The organism is Alkalibaculum sporogenes, assembly GCF_009362815.1.
GTDB classification, from domain to species: domain Bacteria; phylum Bacillota; class Clostridia; order Eubacteriales; family Alkalibacteraceae; genus Alkalibaculum_A; species Alkalibaculum_A sporogenes.
The window spans coordinates 13,761-29,918 of the sequence record NZ_WHNX01000006.1; the positions used below are offsets into that span (position 1 = coordinate 13,761).

A 16,158-nucleotide genomic window follows, 5' to 3' on the forward strand; every position below is an offset into this window, starting at 1 on the left:
GCTCCTCCTTTATGTATACTCAATATTATAACATCTAACTGACTAATTACCATATACTTTATATATTTTGTTTTAATATCCTCTGTTGACATTATAATCTAATAAGAATAATATATATATTATTTATGTAATAGTTTTTTGAAAGGAGAATGTTTTTGAGTAACAAAACTAGTAGCTTTCACCTTGGCTTAGATGTAGGTTCGACTACAATAAAGTTGGTGATTTTAGATAATAATCATAATATAGTTTATAGTAAATACATAAGACATCTATCAAATATTAAGACAACTATCAAAACTATTTTAAATCAATGTTATGAAGAGATGGGTAATATCATGATTAGCGCCTCTGTAACAGGTTCAGGAGGTCTATCTATTTCAAAATGGTTAAATATTGACTTCGTCCAAGAGGTTATAGCTTCAACAAAAACTGTAGAAATCATGATTCCACAAACAGATGTTGCAATTGAGCTAGGTGGAGAAGATGCAAAGATTACCTATTTTGGACAATCATTAGAACAAAGAATGAATGGAACATGTGCTGGAGGTACAGGAGCTTTTATAGATCAGATGGCTACATTGTTACAAACTGATGCAGCTGGATTAAATGAACTTGCAAAAAGCCATAAAATGATATATCCAATAGCTTCTAGATGTGGAGTTTTTGCAAAGACTGATGTACAGCCATTACTAAATGAAGGAGCAAGTAAAGAAGATATTGCTGCCTCAGTGTTTCAGGCAGTTGTAAACCAAACTATAAGTGGCCTTGCATGTGGTAAACCTATAAGAGGAAATATAGCATTTCTTGGTGGACCTTTATATTTTTTATCTGAGCTTAGAGAGAGATTTGTTGTTACGCTGAAATTAAAAGATGAAGAAATTATTTATCCTAAACATTCTCAGCTTTATGTTGCAATAGGGGCAGCCTTAAATTCAATAGATTCACAATTAATTATTTCGCTTTCTGAGGTTAATGAAAAACTAGATAGAGATAAAGAGTTTAAGTATGAAGAAATACAAAGACTACAGCCATTATTTAATAATGAGGAAGAAATTAATGAATTTCATAAACGTCATAATAAGTACAAAGTAAATAGAAGGGATTTAAATACATATAAAGGCAAGTTGTATTTAGGAATTGATGCTGGTTCTACCACATCAAAGGCTGCCCTCATTGGAGAACAAGGCGAATTATTATATACATATTATAATAGTAATTTAGGGAGCCCTCTTACTCAAGCCATAAAGATTCTTGATGATGTCTACCAAGTTATACCTGAAGGTCTTACAATAACTAAAAGTACAGTCACAGGATACGGTGAAGGATTAATAAAATCTGCATTAAAGATTGACATTGGAGAAATAGAGACCATGGCTCACTTTAGAGGTGCACAGCATTTTTTGCCTAATGTGAACTTTATTCTTGACATTGGTGGTCAAGATATGAAATGTATGAAAATTAAGGATGGGATCATCGATAGTATTGTATTGAATGAAGCTTGTTCATCAGGGTGCGGATCATTTTTAGAGACTTTTGCTCACTCTTTGAACATGTCTGTAGAAGATTTTGCAAATGAAGCATTACTATCTAATGCACCTGTAGATCTAGGTACTCGTTGTACAGTATTTATGAATTCACGAGTTAAGCAAGCCCAAAAAGAAGGGGCCAGCGTTGGAGATATATCGGCAGGATTATCTTATTCTGTTATACGAAATGCCTTGCAAAAAGTAATAAAAGTTCGAAACATTGAAGAATTAGGAGAAAATATAGTAGTTCAGGGAGGCACTTTCTATTCGAATGCAGTTTTAAAAGCTTTCGAAAATATTTTAGGAAAAGAAGTTATACGACCTGATATTTCTGGAATAATGGGCGCATTTGGAGCTGCTTTAATAGCAAGAGAAAGAAATAAAGAAGGAAATATAAGCACTATATTAAATAGAAAGCAATTAAAAGAATTTAATGTAGATACACATATTGAAAGATGCGGTAAATGTGGTAATAATTGCATGCTTACTATTAATCAGTTTTCTGATGGCAGAAGTTTTGTATCGGGGAATCGTTGCGAAAAAGGTGGTATGAATGACGATTTCGAAACTCGCGAAGAACTACCTAATATGTATGATTATAAATACAAAAGACTTTTTAGCTATAAGCCATTAGATAAAGGTGAAGCCTTGCGAGGGGAAGTAGGTATCCCCCGAGTACTAAATATTTATGAAAATTATCCTTTTTGGTATAGGTTTTTTACTGAACTAAAGTATAGAGTTGTTTTGTCTCCTCATTCTAGTAAAAATATTTACGAGAAGGGCATAGAATCTATACCTTCTGAATCAGTATGTTATCCTGCAAAAATTGTACATGGGCATATTGAAAGTTTATTAGATAAAGGAATTAAATTTATATTCTATCCATGTATATCATATGAAGAAGATGATATTTCATATGCAGATAATTGTTATAATTGTCCAATAGTAATGTCATATCCCGAAACCATAAAATACAATGTAGATTCAGTAATGGAATCTGATATACAATATATGAATCCATTTGTTCCTTTTAACGACTATGATAGATTAGTAGAAAGACTAATTGAAGAATTTGCTATACATAATATTTCTGAAACAGAAATTAGAGTAGCGTGTCAGTTAGCATGGGAAGAAAAAAATACATACAGAAATGATGTAAAAAATAAATCAAAAGAAATATTACAATACCTCGAAAAAAATAAATTAAAAGGCATAGTTTTAAGTGGTAGACCATATCATATTGATCCAGAAATTAATCATGGCTTGCCAAATATAATCACTGAACTTGGTATGGCTGTATTATCTGAAGATGGATTATCTGATTTTGGCGAAATTAAAAAACCTCTGAGGGTATTAAACCAATGGAAATACCAATCTAGAATGTATACTGCAGCGGCCTATGTTACCGATAACGAAAATCTTGAAATGGTTCAGTTGACATCATTTGGATGTGGATTAGATGCAGTTACTAGTGAACAAATCCAAGAGATTCTCAATGATGCTGGCAAGATATATACACTCATTAAGATTGACGAGGTTAGTAATCTAGGAGCAGTAAAAATACGTCTTAGGTCTTTAAAAGCTGCATTAGATGAAAGGGATATTAGTGCTTGTAAAATAATACATGATGACAAAAAAAATAGAGTAGTTTTTACTAAAGAGATGAAAAAGACCCATACTTTATTAATACCTCAGATGTCGCCGATACATTTTGATTTTATTGAAGATGCGATGGTTAAATCGGGTTATAATGTAGTGGTGCTCCCAAGTGTAGACAACAAAGCTATTGAAGCGGGTTTAACATATGTAAACAACGATGCATGTTATCCATCTATTATCGCAGTAGGTCAATTAGTGGCTGCAGTAAAATCAGGAAAATACGATGTAAACAAAATAGGCCTAGTTATGAGTCAGACTGGTGGACCTTGTAGAGCTTCTAATTATGTAGCATTCATTAGAAAAGCTTTAATAGATTGTGGTTTAGAACATATTCCAGTTATATCTGCAAATGTATCAGGCTTAGAAAGTAATCCTGGATTTAAAGTTACATTACCTTTAATTAATAGAGGGATAATGTCTTTAGTCTATGGAGACCTTTTTCAAAGAGTTACTAACGCTACTAGACCTTATGAACAGACTAAAGGGTCTGTTGATGAACTCTATAATTATTGGAGAAAAAAAGCTAAACTAAATATTAAATCTGGCAACCTATTAACTTTTAGAAATAACATAAAAGCTATTATAAATCAATTTGACAAAATACCACTTAAAGATATTAGTAAGCCAAAGGTTGCAATAGTAGGTGAGATATTAGTAAAATATCATCCTACAGCAAATAACAATCTTTTAAAAGTACTAGAAGAAGAAGGCGTAGAAGTAGTAGTTCCAGATTTAATGGATTTCTTCTTGTACTGTGCTTATAATAGTGTTTTTAAATACGAAAAATTAGCTGGTAGCAAAAAAACTTCCCAGAATAGTTTGAGATTTATTAAAATTATGGAATGGTATAGAAAACCTATGGTTAAATGGCTAAAAACTAGCAAAAGATTCCAGCCACCGACAGCTATTGAGAACAAAGCTAAGAAAGCCCAAGAACTTATATCACTTGGAAATCAAGGTGGAGAAGGATGGTTCTTAACCGCCGAAATGATGGAATTAATTGAAGATGGCGTAGAAAACATCGTTTGTGTTCAACCCTTTGGGTGTTTGCCAAATCACGTAATGGGTAAAGGCATGATAAAACCAATTCGCAAGAAATATCCAATGGCAAATATCGCGGCTATAGATTATGACCCAGGAGCAAGTGAAGTAAATCAATTAAATAGAATTAAATTAATGCTCGCTGTAGCTTATAAAAATATAGAAAAAAGAAATAAAAATTATCATATAATTTCTACGGAAGACAATATTAAATAGCTAAAGCTTTGGACAACGACTCCTGAATAGAAATTTTAATAAAACAACATATGTTTCATATTTGAGATTAAAAAAACTTCTAAAAATTTTAGAAGTTTTTTTATTTAAGAAAGATTTAAAGGGTGGAATATTGAAAGGTACAAATAGTAAACTATAATAACAATTGTAATTCGATTATAATTTAAAAAAATAAAACTATAAATTTTCTTAAATGTGTATTGACATACGTTTTCAAAGGCATTATAATAACGGTAATGAAAAAAATATTATACCATGAGAAAAATTTCAAGGAGAATGATATGGCGTCAATTAAAGATATTAGGCTTATAGTTAGATGTTCAAAGATGTATTATGAGGAAGGTATGAAGCAAGAGGAAATAGGTGGTAAATTAGAAATATCTAAAGCTACTGTATCAAGATTATTAAATTTGGCGAAAGAATTAGGCATTGTAAAAATAACTGTAGAAAATCCATACTCAAAAGAATCCATCGAATTAGAAAAAAGTCTCGAAGACAAATTTGGTCTTCAAGAGGTTATTATTGCTGATGTTAATAGTAATGATGAATCAGAAGTTAAGAGAGAAATAGCTAGAGAAGCTGCAAAGTACCTACAAAGAATATTAAAACAAGATACTCTAATTGGAATAGCTAGTGGAACTACCTTAGCAGAAATACCTAAGTATATACAAAACAATAGAATGAATAAGTTTACATTTGTACCTATAGTTGGAGGAAGCGGTCAGAGCCGAGCTGAGATACAATCAAATAATATCGCTGTCAGGTTTGCTAAAGCTTTTAATGCAGATTATAAAATACTTCATGCTCCGGCAATGGTAGAAAAATTAGAGAGCAAGTGTGCATTTATAGATGATCCAGGTATTAAATCTGTACTTAGTTTATCTAAAAATCTCGATGTTGCGTTGATTGGAATTGGTTCTTCAACATCTAAGTCCACAGTAAATATGGTTGCAGAATTTATTAAGCCTAGTGAGTTAGTTGAAATGAAAGAACAAGGCGCTGTTGCCGACGTTTGCAATATTTTCATTGATGAAAATGGTAAAAGTGATATATTTGAGACAAATAAAAGGGTAATTGGTATTGATATATCTCAATTAAAAAGTACACCTATAACTATTGCAATTGCTGGAAATATTGAAAAAGCGCAGGCTATATGGGGAGTTATAAATGCAAAACTAATAAATGTTCTAATTACAGATAAAATAACTGCACAAGCAATGCTAACTAACGAGGTGAAATGATGTTAAGATTAGGAATAATATTTGTTTGCATGTTTATTTTACAAGGGATACTCACTTTTTTTCAAGTGAAAAATTATAGAACAAATGTCTCTGAGTTAAACAAAAAAGGAAGTCTGTTTGTCGGCCAAACAAAAGGAAAAATAAGAGCAGGTAGTATTGTGATAATGGCAATTGGTTCTGACGGAAATATAATTGAGGCAAGGGCTATGACTGGTATTACAGTTTTTCATAGATTTAAAACTATTACAGAGTTAACAAATGAAAATATTTATAAAAGTGAATTATGGATTAAAAATATAAAAAATAAACAAATGGCTAAAGCGATAAAAGTTGGAATAGAAGCTATAGAGAGTAAGTTGGAAGTTGAAGATGATAATAGCAGAGATTAATTTCTGTATTAATCTCTGTTAAATATAAAAATAAGGAGGAGTTTTTATGGAATTTTTAGCTAGTTTAGCTGAAGGATTCATCGGTCTATTTCAGGCTGGTGGAGCAACATTTATGGGATTAGTGACAGGCATATTGCCAACACTAATTGTACTAATTACTTTTGTAAACTCTATTACTATGTTAGTTGGAGAGGATAAGGTTGAGGCATTCGCCAGGAAGATGACAGGCAATTTCATTACTCGTTATACTATTTTCCCAATATTAGCTGTATTTTTCTTAACTAACCCTATGTGTTATTCTTTTGGAAAGTTTCTACAAGAAAAACATAAGCCAGCTTTTTACGATGCGGCAGTTTCATTTGTTCATCCGATAACAGGACTTTTTCCTCACGCAAATGCTGGAGAGTTATTCGTATTCTATGGAATTGCAGATGGAATAACAAAGCTAGGACTACCTATATCAGGATTAGCGGTTAGGTACTTTATAGTTGGAGTTATTGTAATACTTATTAGAGGTATTGTAACTGAAAGAATTACAGTAATGATGATGTCAAAAAAGGGGGCAAACTAAATGACTTATAAAGCTATTCGTATAGTAAAAGGAAAAGCTGGTTGGGGTGGACCTTTAGTTATTATGCCAGATGAAAAGAGAAACAAGGTATTATCTGTTACTGGTGGAGGTATAGACCCAATTGCTCAATTAATAGCTGATATGACTGGGTGTACTACAGTAGATGGATTCGCAACATCAATCCCTGATGATGAAGTTTTCGTAGCCATTGTAGATTGTGGTGGTACAGCAAGATGTGGAGTTTATCCTAAAAAAGGAATTTATACTGTCAATTTAACTCCAGTAGGTCAATCGGGACCATTAGCACAATACATAAAAGAAGATATCTATGTTTCAGGAGTAAAACCAGAGAATATAACTTTAGCTGAAGAAGGTTCACAAGTTACAGAGACAGTAAAAACTGAAGAAAAGAAAACTTATAGTAATACAAATAAAAACGCACCAAAAGGAAGTTTTATAGCTAATTTTGGTAAAGCAATTGGTGGTGTTGTTGGAAAGTTCTATGCAGCAGGAAAAATGACTATATCTATGGTAATGAATAATATATTACCTTTCATGGCTTTTGTAGCAATGCTAATTGGTATCATATCTCAATCAGGATTAGGTGATCTTATTGCAAAAGCAATTGCTCCAGCATCAGGAAGTTTACCAGGTCTTCTAATCGTATGTGTGATTTGTTCTTTACCACTACTATCACCTATATTAGGACCTGGAGCAGTAATCGCTCAAGTAGTTGGAGTATTTATTGGTGTTGAAATAGGTAAAGGCAATATTCCACCACAATATGCACTACCAGCTTTATTTGCAATAGATCCTCAAGTAGGTTGTGATTTTGTACCAGTAGGTTTAAGTTTAGGTGAAGCAGAACCTGAAACTGTAGAAATCGGAGTTCCAGCAGTACTGTTTTCTAGACTAATTACAGGACCAATTTCTGTTGTAATTGCTTACTTCTTTAGTATTGGATTATTTTAGATTGATTTATTAGTTATAGATGGATGTTTCATTAATATATGAAACTCCATCTATAAAAAAAATATTGAGTATTTTAAACATACTGGATTGGAATATAACTGATCTTTATTGTAGGAGGCAAACATGAAATACAATGTAAAAATAACTAAAATTGGAGACATGGCTTTAGATTTTTTATCAGAAGATATGTTGATTATTTTTAATAATAATGCACCAGAAGAATTAGCCGAAATTTCTGTATTACATGAAATTAGTGAACTAAAAGAAGAAGTAGTAGTGGGAGATAAATTTACTCTAGGTGACGATGTGTATACAGTTACAGCAGTAGGATATGAAGCGAATCAAACACTTAAGAAAATGGGACATTGTAGTTTGAAGTTTGATGGGGCAGATGCGCCACAGTTACCAGGTTGTATTCATTTAAAAGGTGAGAATAATCCCAATATTAAAGTGGGCAAAAATATAACTATAGAAAAAGGAGGCTTTTAAAATGCTTAACTTAAATACAAAATTAAGAGAGTATCAAGAAAGTGGAAAAACTATAAGAATGGGTCTTGTTGGAGCAGGTCAAATGGGAAAGGGCATGGTAAGTCAAGTAATGCTCATGAAAGGTATGATTCCTGCCATAGTAGTAGATATTAATGTAGAAAATGCAATTGAATCTTATACTCTAACTGGAATTAGAAGAGAAGATATCGTCGTTACGTCAAAACTTTCTGAAGCAAACTCTGCTATAGAGCAAGGGAAATGGGTTGCATCTGATAATGCTGATATACCTGCACAAGCGAATTTAATAGATGTGGTAGTAGATGCCACTGGTGTACCTGATGTTGGAGCTAAAGTTGCATTAGACGCTATTATGAATAAAAAGCATATTGTTATGTTAAATGTAGAAACAGATGTAGTAGTTGGACCTATATTAAAAAAACTAGCTGATAATGCTGGTGTTATTTATACTGGATCTGCAGGTGATGAACCTGGAGCTGTAAAAGAAATTTATGATTTTGCAGATGCAATGGGTATGGATATTGTTGCTATTGGTAAGGGGAAAAACAATCCGGTAGTTCTAGGATGCAACCCTGACACTGTTTACGAACAAGCAATCGCTTCCGGTGTAAGCCCTAAAATGTTAACTGCATTTAAAGATGGTACAAAGACTATGGTAGAAATGACAGCCATGTCAAATGCTACAGGTTTTTTACCGGATGTAAGAGGTGGTCATGCAGTTACTGCTACAGTAAGCGACTTACCAGGTATTTTCCAATTAAAAGAAAATGGTGGTATTTTAAACAATACTAAAATTGTCGATTATATTAATGGTGTAGCTCCTGGAGTATTTGTTATTGTAACGACAGATCTTCCACAAATTCACCATGAAATGCAATATTTGAGTATGGGTTCAGGTCCTAATTACGTTCTATTTAGACCATATCACTTATGTAGCTTAGAAACTCCATTAACAGCAGCAAGAGCTGTAATATATAATGAGCCAACAATTGTACCACTTCCAGGAAAACCAATATCAGAAACAATTACATTGGCAAAAAAAGACCTTAATGCTGGAGATATGTTAGATGGATTAGGCGGGTTTACAGTATATGGAAGCTTTGAAACTTATGAAAACTCAAAAATTGAAAAAGCAGTTCCATTAGGGTTAATTACCAAAAATACAAAATTAAAAAATTCTAAAAAGCCAGGTGAAGTAATTACATACGACGATATAGAACTAGATACATCTACTTTGATCTACAAGTTAAGAGAACTTCAAGAAAAACTAATTGGATAAATAATTTAAAATTTTGTTAACTAAACCTCAGTAATGATTCTAATAAAAGAATTATTACTGAGGTTAAAGTTATTTAAATTCTGTATATTTAATTCATAAAATACGCCAAATTTTGTTTCTAAGACGGGAGGTTTAAAATGAATAGAATTCAGGATATAAAATGTTTTTTGCTTGATATGGATGGTACTATATATTTAGGAGATAAGTTAATAGATGGTGCAAAGGAATTTTTAGATACTTTACAGGAAAAAAAAATAAAGTACTTCTTCCTGACAAATAACTCATCAAAAGATAAACTAGCATATATAAAAAAACTTAAAGGATTAGGTATTGATGCAGAAGAAAATGATGTATTCTCTTCTGGGGATGCAACTATTCATTACCTTAAAAAACATACTAATTATAAAAAAATATTTATGCTTGGTACAGATGCTTTAACTCGTTCGTTTGAAAAAGAAGGATTTGAAGTGATATCGGATAAAGATGTTGATGTAGATTGTGTCGTTTTAGGTTTTGACACTACATTAACCTACAATAAGTTATGGGCAGCTTGTGACTATGTAAGAAAAGTACCCTATATAGCCACTCATCCTGATTTGAATTGTCCTCTAGAGGATAATAAGGTCATGCCAGATGTAGGTGCTATGATTGCCTTCATTAAAGCAGCTACTGGAAAAGAGCCTATTATTATTGGTAAACCAAAAAGTTATATGCTTGATGCAATAATGGATAATTGTGGTTTTGAAAAACAAGAATTAGCTATGGTAGGAGACAGGTTATATACAGATATTAAGATGGGGGTAGATTTAGGCTTTACATCTATATTAGTTTTATCTGGAGAAACTAATATAGATGATTATGAAAAATCTCCAATAAATGCAGATTATATTTTTCCTTCAGTAAAAGAAATAATAGACACTTTATAAAGGAGATGAAGTTTTGACTGATTTAAATACATTACTTAATAAAGAAATTTTATGTGATTGTGGGAAGACTCATCAAGTAGAAATAAAAGAAGTTGATTTTGAATTTAAGCCAGAAGATATTGTCCATATTTGCGATAAGCATTTTAAAGGCAAACATGTACTTATTGTTGCAGATAAACATACTTATGAACAAATAAATAAAAGCATATATGAAATTATGGAAAAAAGTGATTTTATTATATCTATATTGGAATTTGACGATAAAAAGCTAATACCAGATGAGAAGGCAGTGGGAACTATACTTATGACTACAGATAGAAGTATTTGTGGTATTATATCTATTGGATCTGGAACGATTAATGATTTAAGCAGATTGGTTGGTGATAGAGTTAAGGTTCCAGTAGTGACTATTGCGACAGCTCCTTCTATGGATGGTTATGCTGCAGCAGGATCATCACTCATGTATAAAGGAGTAAAAAAAACCATTAAGGGATCAACAGTTACAGCTATATACGGTAAAGTTGATGTAATAAAAGATTGCCCATATGAATTAATACAAGCAGGTTTTGGTGATATTATTGGTAAAAAGACAGCACTTGCAGATTGGGTTTTATCTAAACATATTAACGATGAATATTGGTGTGATGCTACTGTTAAGCTCGTTGAAGAATCTGCTGATTTATGTATAAGAGATGCAAGCAAAATTACACATAGAGATCCCATAGCTATTAAAAATTTAATAGACGCATTAGTTTTATCTGGGATATGCATGGCACTAGTAGATGATACTAGACCTGCTTCAGGATCAGAGCATTTAGTGTCCCACTATATGGTAATGAAAGCAATTGAAAATGGAGACTTGCCACCTTCACATGGCATTACTGTAGGGTTTGGCACATTAGTTGCAACAGTTCTTTACGAGTACTTGCTACAATGTGAACCGTTTAAAAATCTAGATAATGCTAGTGTAATTAATGACGCAGTTAAAAAATATTTACCACGAAAAGAAGATGTGATTAAGTGGCTAGAAACAATAGGATTATCAATTAATCCAAAAGACTACAATTTAAACGAAGATCTTCTAAGAGAAATAGTTAATAAAGCTGGTTTTATAAGGGAGAGATATACAATATTTAGCCTTTTACATTCTTTAGATGTATTAGACGATGCTGGCGAATATTTGATTCAATATTTCTATAAAAAGTAAGACATAATACAGTGAAATCTTAATATTATAAAACTCACCTAACATTTTAATTAGATCTTACAAGAGTACAGATTTAATTTATGCTTATGTGAGTTTTATTTACATGAACTATAAATTGTGCGTATACAAACAATAATAAATAGGATATAATTACCATTAAATAATCAACTGTTATTGAACCGCGATAATGTAATCTTTAATGTTAAAGGATTAAGGAGGATTTACTTTGTTCATATTATTCATGTTTGTACTAGGGATAGTTGTGGGCAGCTTTTTAAATGTAGTTATTTACAGAGTTCCTATGAAAGAATCTATTGTGTTACCACCATCACATTGTCAAACGTGTAATTCTAGGTTAAAACCTCAAGATTTAATACCAATTGTTAGTTGGATTATACTTAAGGGAAGATGTCGTTACTGTGGGACAAGTGTGTCATATAGATACGCTTTCGTAGAGTTTATAGTAGGTGTGTTATTTGTTTTTACATATATACAAGTAGGAATTGGTTCTGAATTAATAAGATTCTTGTTAATCACTAGCTTGCTTATTCCCATAATATTTATTGATATAGATCATTTTATTATTCCAGATCAATTAAATATATTTGGTTTAATCCTTTTTATAATTTTAAACTTAGTATTCTCCTTTATACCTTGGTTAGATGCGGTATTAGGAGCTACAGTTGGAATGGTTCCACTTCTAGTTCTCGTATTACTAACTCGAGGTAATGGCATGGGATTAGGAGATGTAAAGCTCATGGCTATGTTAGGGCTATTCTTGGGATGGGAGTTAGCACTACTATCATTATTTTTATCTTTTATATTAGGAGGTTTTTTGGGAGTAGTATTGCTAATTACCAAAGTAAAAGGGAGAAAAGAACCAATGCCATTTGGACCATGGATTGCAATAGCAACATTAATATCTATGCACTGGGGAGATTCTATTATAAAGTGGTATATAAGTATCATTATGATTTAAATATAAGAAGTTAGATTTGTAAAAATATTTATACAGACAAGCTAAACTATAGTAATAATTATTGTGAGGCGATGAATTATGAAAAGGAACAAAGGCTTTACTTTAGTAGAGATAGTAGTTGCTCTTGCAATATTCTCTTTACTAATATGTATTACTTTTATCAGTAGTGATACACTTAGAAATTTTGTTCAAAGACAAAATTTAAAGACTCAATCAAGGGAAGTACTACAGGCACTACTTGTAGGTAAAAACAATGCTGTAATAGATGGTTATACTAGAAAAATTATAATATATAAGGATAAAATCTATATTCAGACAATAAAAGAGACTATTGAGACAGAAAAGATAGAATTTAGAGATTCTATCTTTATTACGTCTAATACATACAATGCAAAGCGTCTTGAACTTAGGCCGATAGGCACTGTAAACCTTGGAGGTCACTTTACCTTTGAAAATCAAATGGGAGATAAAATGACTATTGTGGTGCAAATAGCAAGCGGTAGAATTTATCTAAAGGAAGGATCATGAATAAACATAGGGCTTTTACCTTATTAGAAGTAGTAGTATCTGTATTTATTTTTTCAATACTAAGTATTAGTATGTTTATTAGCCTAAAATTTGCATTAGATGCTCATAGTATTTCAGTAGAGCGCTACAGATTAGTACAAAATGGCCAAGGCACATTAGAAAATGTAATTGACGAAATGAAAAGTTATGATGATATATCTGAAATTACACCTGAAATAATATGGGATATATCAACAAAGTACAAAGATGATAGTGGGGATTATTATGTAAGTATTACACAAATCTCTCATGACAATTTATACATTATAAAAATAATTTATAAAGAAAGTCGGTATGAAAGCCTATGTACTCAGATTTACATAAATTAAGGAAAGGTTTTACGCTTGTTGAACTTATAATTAGTTTAGCTCTTTTAATAATTGTATTGACTACACTCTTATTTACCTTTAAATTTCAGTATGATACCTATGACAAATTGTACACGGATACTTATAATGCAGAAAATCTAAGGTACTTGTCAATTACTCTTGAAAGGCAGATTAGAGCTACACCTATTATATTTATAGTCAACGATCGAATTTATTTAAAGGATCTAGAATCTCCAGAATACTTCAATTATTATAGTTTAAACAATAGTATTCTTTTTAAGACTAAAACAGATAAAGCTCTAAATAGTATAGGTCAAGGTAGCACATCTCAAATTGCTGCTGATATAGATTTCTTTGCTCTATATTATACTGAAGGCAATATTATTATATGTTTAGAAACTAATTATAATAAAAAAAACTATGAGATTGTAAAAGTTGTAAGATTAATGAATAAAACAGTGACAATTAATAATTGATATAGTGTAGTAAAAGTAAGTTTTTAGAGTCTGAAGAAACTTAGGCTGGTGATATAATGATAAAAAAATTACAAAGGCAAAGAGGTTTCACTACTATTTTTTTTACTATTATAGTGATGATATTAATTAGCATAGTAGTTTTTTCCATGGTGTTTTTATCCTTTTATGAGTTTCAATCAATATTAAATTATTCTCATTACCAACGTGCGTATTTTCTAGCACTTTCAGCTCAGGAAGAAGCGTTGTCATTGTTATCATCTAATTGGAATTCGGTGTACAATACGTCTTGGATTAAATTAGATACTGGAGAGTATAAATACGAAGTGATTGTACTTAGTCCTACAAGTAAAAAGATTATTGCCCAAGGTAAATCTTCTAATATAACTAGAAAATTCGAGTGTGTTTTAGTGACTAATTCAAGTAAAGTAGATCTTAACAAACTTATTAATTATTCCATATATAATAATGGAAATCTCATTATAGAAGACTTACATAATATAAAGTTAAAGGATTCTATATACCCTGGTACTATTGGAGTAACTAAAAATCTACAGATAAATTATTTAACAAATGGTAATTTAGATATGGATGTTAAAGGTAATATAGATATAAGAAATGGTGATAAGAATAATTACTTTAAAAATTATAATCAAGTAGATACCGATTTAATGTATTGTTTAGTTGATGATGTAAGTGATTATACTGACTGGCTAAGAAACGAGTATAAAGATATAGTATATACTATAGATGGAAAAAAACAAGATATAAATCTAGATTTTAGGTTAAATCCTACACAAGAAGGAGTTTGGGATGTTCTTATTATTAGTAATGTTCAAAATCTTATCGTAGAAAACTTAAATTTTGAAGGTCTCATAATTATTGACAATGTAGATAAAGTACTATTTAGAGAGAGTACAACCATTAAAGGAATGATCTTGATATTTGGTCATAATACTGAGAATATAAATATAAAAGCCAGTATAACTGGTAATATTTCTATTATAAGCCATAGCCATGTATCGTATTTTAATGGTGTGTTAACTTATGATAAAGAGGTATTAGAGCGACTTAGACAATTTTTATCTAAAGACCTTGTGAATAATATCCCCTCTAGTTATTTAGATATGATAAAATGGAATGAAGTTGAGTAAAATGCTATTGGGGGTATTACCTTGTTTGCAAAGGAAGATAAAATCGCTGTCTTTGATATAGGTAGCAAAAATATTAAAATTCTTACTGGATATATTAAGGACAAGTCTATTTCAATTGAAAATTATGAGATTATACCTACTCCTGAAAATGCTATATACGATGGAAAGATAGTTAACAAAGAGAAATTAATAGATACACTAACGACAGTTAAAGTAAAATCAAAAGATATTCGAGTTGTATTATCTTCAAATAATATAGTTTTAAGAAATTTTGATTTACCTAAAATGGAATATCATGAAATAAAAGAAGCAATAAAATTTGAAATGTCTGTATTACTACCTGAACAAATAGATGGGTATATAGTAGACGCTAATATTATTGATGAATTTTCTATAGATAATGAAGAAAATATAGAGATTGTTATGTTAAAAGTTCAAGGAGTAGCTATTGATCGTAGTATAGTTAATGATTACTTAGATTGTTTTAGTCAAGCAAACTATAAAATAAATGTACTAGATATTCAATCTAATTGTATTTTCAAGCTGTTTAGTAGTGAAAATAATTACATAATGACAAAAAAAGGAGAAACAATAGCTGAGGAAAACCTAGCTATAATCGATATGGGACATGAAAAAACTGCAGTTACGTTTATAGAAGATCGCAAGATACTTTTTCATAGGTTTTTAGATCATGGAGGTAAAGATATTACAAAAGTAATATCACAAACATTAGATTTAGATTTAAAAACTGCTGAACAGTGGAAACATAAAAATGATTTTGAATTTCTTTTTAAAGAATCAAAGAATGAAGTCGAAAGCATCTTATATAATGAAATAAACAAGATCTTTCATAATATAACTTTAGATATTTATCAGGTAATTGAGTTTTTTGTTTCAATGTCTACTAAAAAGAAAATAGATCGTATTTTAATATCAGGTGGTAGTTCACTCATTCCAACGATAGATACGTATATTCAACAATATGTAAACGTAAATACACAGATTATTGATACGCTAAATAACGTTAATATAAGTAAATTAAAATCACCAAATGACTTAAGTATAATAGTTAATGCATTAGGTGCTTTTATTAGAAGGCGGTAG

15 protein-coding genes are annotated in these 16,158 nt (G+C 30.9%); all 15 read left to right on the top strand.

All coding sequences use genetic code 11. The features are described from left to right. Positions 1–155: 155 nt before the first annotated feature. The 15 genes from GC105_RS04840 (at position 156) to pilM (ending at position 16,158) form a co-directional block, all read left to right on the top strand. Entirely contained in the window at positions 156–4,442 is a 4,287-nt protein-coding gene (locus GC105_RS04840; RefSeq protein WP_246169727.1) for a 2-hydroxyacyl-CoA dehydratase, read from the top strand. A 299-nt stretch (positions 4,443–4,741) separates the two neighbouring features. Beyond that, positions 4,742–5,701, top strand: a complete 960-nt coding sequence (locus tag GC105_RS04845) for a sugar-binding transcriptional regulator (RefSeq protein ID WP_193708285.1) — start codon at positions 4,742–4,744, stop codon at positions 5,699–5,701. After that, positions 5,698–6,090: a transcriptional regulator GutM gene (locus tag GC105_RS04850; protein WP_152802292.1), complete on the top strand. Its 393-nt coding sequence runs from the start codon at positions 5,698–5,700 to the stop codon at positions 6,088–6,090. Before GC105_RS04845 ends, GC105_RS04850 begins: the two co-directional genes overlap by 4 nt. Positions 6,091–6,136: 46 nt before the next feature. After that, positions 6,137–6,661, top strand: coding sequence for a PTS glucitol/sorbitol transporter subunit IIC (gene srlA, locus GC105_RS04855; protein ID WP_152802294.1), 525 nt, complete (start codon positions 6,137–6,139; stop codon positions 6,659–6,661). Beyond that, complete coding sequence (gene srlE / locus GC105_RS04860; RefSeq protein WP_152802296.1) at positions 6,662–7,633, top strand: PTS glucitol/sorbitol transporter subunit IIB; 972 nt, start codon at positions 6,662–6,664, stop codon at positions 7,631–7,633. 123 nt (positions 7,634–7,756) lie between these two features. Next, positions 7,757–8,122, top strand: coding sequence for a PTS glucitol/sorbitol transporter subunit IIA (locus GC105_RS04865; protein ID WP_152802297.1), 366 nt, complete (start codon positions 7,757–7,759; stop codon positions 8,120–8,122). Position 8,123: 1 nt separating this feature from the next. Then, positions 8,124–9,419, top strand: coding sequence for an NAD(P)H-dependent oxidoreductase (locus GC105_RS04870; RefSeq protein ID WP_152802299.1), 1,296 nt, complete (start codon positions 8,124–8,126; stop codon positions 9,417–9,419). A 137-nt stretch (positions 9,420–9,556) separates the two neighbouring features. Next, complete coding sequence (locus tag GC105_RS04875; protein WP_152802301.1) at positions 9,557–10,345, top strand: HAD-IIA family hydrolase; 789 nt, start codon at positions 9,557–9,559, stop codon at positions 10,343–10,345. 13 nt (positions 10,346–10,358) lie between these two features. Further along, positions 10,359–11,552, top strand: coding sequence for a sn-glycerol-1-phosphate dehydrogenase (locus tag GC105_RS04880; protein ID WP_152802303.1), 1,194 nt, complete (start codon positions 10,359–10,361; stop codon positions 11,550–11,552). 226 nt (positions 11,553–11,778) lie between these two features. Further along, positions 11,779–12,531: a prepilin peptidase gene (locus tag GC105_RS04885; protein WP_152802305.1), complete on the top strand. Its 753-nt coding sequence runs from the start codon at positions 11,779–11,781 to the stop codon at positions 12,529–12,531. A gap of 78 nt (positions 12,532–12,609) precedes the next feature. Further along, complete coding sequence (locus tag GC105_RS04890; RefSeq protein WP_152802307.1) at positions 12,610–13,059, top strand: pilus assembly FimT family protein; 450 nt, start codon at positions 12,610–12,612, stop codon at positions 13,057–13,059. Then, positions 13,056–13,427: a PulJ/GspJ family protein gene (locus GC105_RS04895; protein WP_152802309.1), complete on the top strand. Its 372-nt coding sequence runs from the start codon at positions 13,056–13,058 to the stop codon at positions 13,425–13,427. Before GC105_RS04890 ends, GC105_RS04895 begins: the two co-directional genes overlap by 4 nt. Next, positions 13,403–13,903, top strand: a complete 501-nt coding sequence (locus GC105_RS04900; RefSeq protein ID WP_152802311.1) for a prepilin-type N-terminal cleavage/methylation domain-containing protein — start codon at positions 13,403–13,405, stop codon at positions 13,901–13,903. The genes GC105_RS04895 and GC105_RS04900 overlap by 25 nt, the downstream gene beginning before the upstream one ends. Positions 13,904–13,959: 56 nt before the next feature. Then, the gene (locus tag GC105_RS04905) at positions 13,960–15,054 is read left to right on the top strand and encodes a type IV pilus modification PilV family protein (protein ID WP_152802313.1); all 1,095 of its coding nucleotides are present in this window, start codon (positions 13,960–13,962) and stop codon (positions 15,052–15,054) included. A 21-nt stretch (positions 15,055–15,075) separates the two neighbouring features. Continuing rightward, entirely contained in the window at positions 15,076–16,158 is a 1,083-nt protein-coding gene (gene pilM / locus GC105_RS04910) for a pilus assembly protein PilM (RefSeq protein WP_152802315.1), read from the top strand.

What these genes read in the sequence shown, in the direction of transcription:
- GC105_RS04870 (WP_152802299.1), top strand. Translation starts at nt 8,124, where the DNA reads ATGCTTAACTTAAATACAAAATTAAGAGAGTATCAAGAAAGTGGAAAA.
- GC105_RS04865 (WP_152802297.1), top strand. Translation starts at nt 7,757, where the DNA reads ATGAAATACAATGTAAAAATAACTAAAATTGGAGACATGGCTTTAGAT.
- GC105_RS04850 (WP_152802292.1), top strand. Translation starts at nt 5,698, where the DNA reads ATGATGTTAAGATTAGGAATAATATTTGTTTGCATGTTTATTTTACAA.
- GC105_RS04900 (WP_152802311.1), top strand. Translation starts at nt 13,403, where the DNA reads ATGTACTCAGATTTACATAAATTAAGGAAAGGTTTTACGCTTGTTGAA.
- GC105_RS04895 (WP_152802309.1), top strand. Translation starts at nt 13,056, where the DNA reads ATGAATAAACATAGGGCTTTTACCTTATTAGAAGTAGTAGTATCTGTA.
- GC105_RS04845 (WP_193708285.1), top strand. Translation starts at nt 4,742, where the DNA reads ATGGCGTCAATTAAAGATATTAGGCTTATAGTTAGATGTTCAAAGATG.
- srlA (WP_152802294.1), top strand. Translation starts at nt 6,137, where the DNA reads ATGGAATTTTTAGCTAGTTTAGCTGAAGGATTCATCGGTCTATTTCAG.
- GC105_RS04905 (WP_152802313.1), top strand. Translation starts at nt 13,960, where the DNA reads ATGATAAAAAAATTACAAAGGCAAAGAGGTTTCACTACTATTTTTTTT.
- srlE (WP_152802296.1), top strand. Translation starts at nt 6,662, where the DNA reads ATGACTTATAAAGCTATTCGTATAGTAAAAGGAAAAGCTGGTTGGGGT.
- GC105_RS04890 (WP_152802307.1), top strand. Translation starts at nt 12,610, where the DNA reads ATGAAAAGGAACAAAGGCTTTACTTTAGTAGAGATAGTAGTTGCTCTT.
- GC105_RS04875 (WP_152802301.1), top strand. Translation starts at nt 9,557, where the DNA reads ATGAATAGAATTCAGGATATAAAATGTTTTTTGCTTGATATGGATGGT.